At 48.3% G+C, this 1,571-nt stretch carries 2 protein-coding genes; both read left to right on the top strand.

Annotated elements, in window-relative coordinates; genetic code table 11:
- A partial coding sequence (locus PX484_RS05685) for a 3-phosphoshikimate 1-carboxyvinyltransferase (protein ID WP_288103115.1) occupies nucleotides 1-765 on the top strand: 765 nt, incomplete at its 5' end.
- 195 nt (nucleotides 766-960) lie between these two features.
- Nucleotides 961-1,571, top strand: a 611-nt coding sequence (locus PX484_RS05680; RefSeq protein ID WP_288103113.1) for an energy-coupling factor ABC transporter ATP-binding protein, incomplete at its 3' end; no start/stop codon positions are given.

Raw genomic sequence — 1,571 nt, 5'->3', positions numbered from 1 at the left:
GGACTGTTAACGGAGGGGAAAACCACAATCACGGAACCCGCTTTATCTCGCGATCACAGTGAACGGATGCTGCGCGCTTTTGGGGCAAATATTGAGGTGGATGGGGAGACTAATAGCGTCACGGTGACGGGTTATCCCACTTTAACCGGACAAACGGTGATTGTACCGGGAGATATCAGTTCGGCAGCTTTTTGGTTGGTAGCGGGGGCAATCGTGCCTAATTCCGAGTTATTAATCGAAAATGTGGGAATAAACCCGACTAGAACTGGAGTTTTACAGGTTTTACAGGCAATGGGAGCAGATATCACCCTCGAAAATCAACGGGTGGTGACGGGGGAACCGGTGGCGGATCTGCGGGTGAAATCCAGTCAACTACAGGCAACCACGATCGCCGGTGAGATTATACCCCGTCTGATCGATGAAATTCCGATTTTGGCAGTAGCGGCGGTTTTTGCCCAAGGAACGACAATTATCAAGGATGCTGAGGAATTACGGGTGAAGGAAAGCGATCGCCTGACGGTGATGGCCACCCAACTCGATCGCCTAGGGGCAAAAGTAAGGGAATTACCCGATGGTTTAGAGATTACCGGCGGTACAGGCCTAGTCGGCACGGAAGTGGACAGTTTTACCGATCATCGCATTGCCATGAGTCTAGCGATCGCTGCCCTCAATTCCCGTCAACCCACCACTATCCATCGCGCTGAAGCGGCTGGCATTTCCTACCCCGATTTCTTTAGCACCTTACAGCAAATTTGTCAAGAGTAGAAATATTAAGTTTTTCTGCGAGTGGGCGAGGAGTCACTGGTACAATTGCAGGATAAATCACAGAGTAGTAGGCCGCCTGTGTGATAATCAAGTTCATCGATCGAAATAGCGGAAAATAGAAGCGTCCCTAACTCGCATTTCCCTGAAAAATATCTCCCTATCTACCCCTCTCTCGTCTTCTATTCCCCACCGATAATGGAAATCATCGCCCAATTAGAGAAAGTTTCCTATATTTATCCCGAATCCTCCAATCTAGTGCTTAAAAATATCTCTTTAGCAATTCATCGAGGAGAATTTTTAGGTATTATCGGGCCCACAGGTGCGGGAAAAACTACTCTCTGTTTAACTCTTAACGGTATTGTCCCCCAATTCTACGGAGGGCGTTTTTTTGGTTATGCAACGGTAGCCGGTTTAGATACTTTAACCCATCCCGTTAGCACCTTGGCCCGCTATGTGGGGGCAGTATTTGAAGATCCCGAAACGCAACTTTTAGCCACTTCGATAGAAAATGAAATCGCTTTTACCCTAGAAAATTTACGGCTACCGCGAGAGGAAATTAAAGCGCGTATTCCCAAAGTTTTAGCGGCAGTCCGGTTAGAGGGAATGGAAAAAAAATCGCCGGGGGAATTATCAGGAGGACAAAAACAACGATTAGCGATCGCCGCTGCCCTCGCAGTTCAGCCCGCTTTGTTAATTCTCGATGAACCCACCTCCCAACTGGATCCGGTGGGATCCCAGGAAGTTTTCGCCACCATTAAGGAATTAAATCGCCATCTCGGTGTCACTATTGTGATGGTCTCCCACGC

Origin of the sequence: Microcystis sp. M49636_WE2, from assembly GCF_030065375.1 — a bacterium.
GTDB lineage: Bacteria > Cyanobacteriota > Cyanobacteriia > Cyanobacteriales > Microcystaceae > Microcystis > Microcystis aeruginosa_C.
The sequence above is the reverse complement of the archived record's forward strand: the minus strand, read 5'-3'. Positions and strand labels throughout refer to the sequence as shown.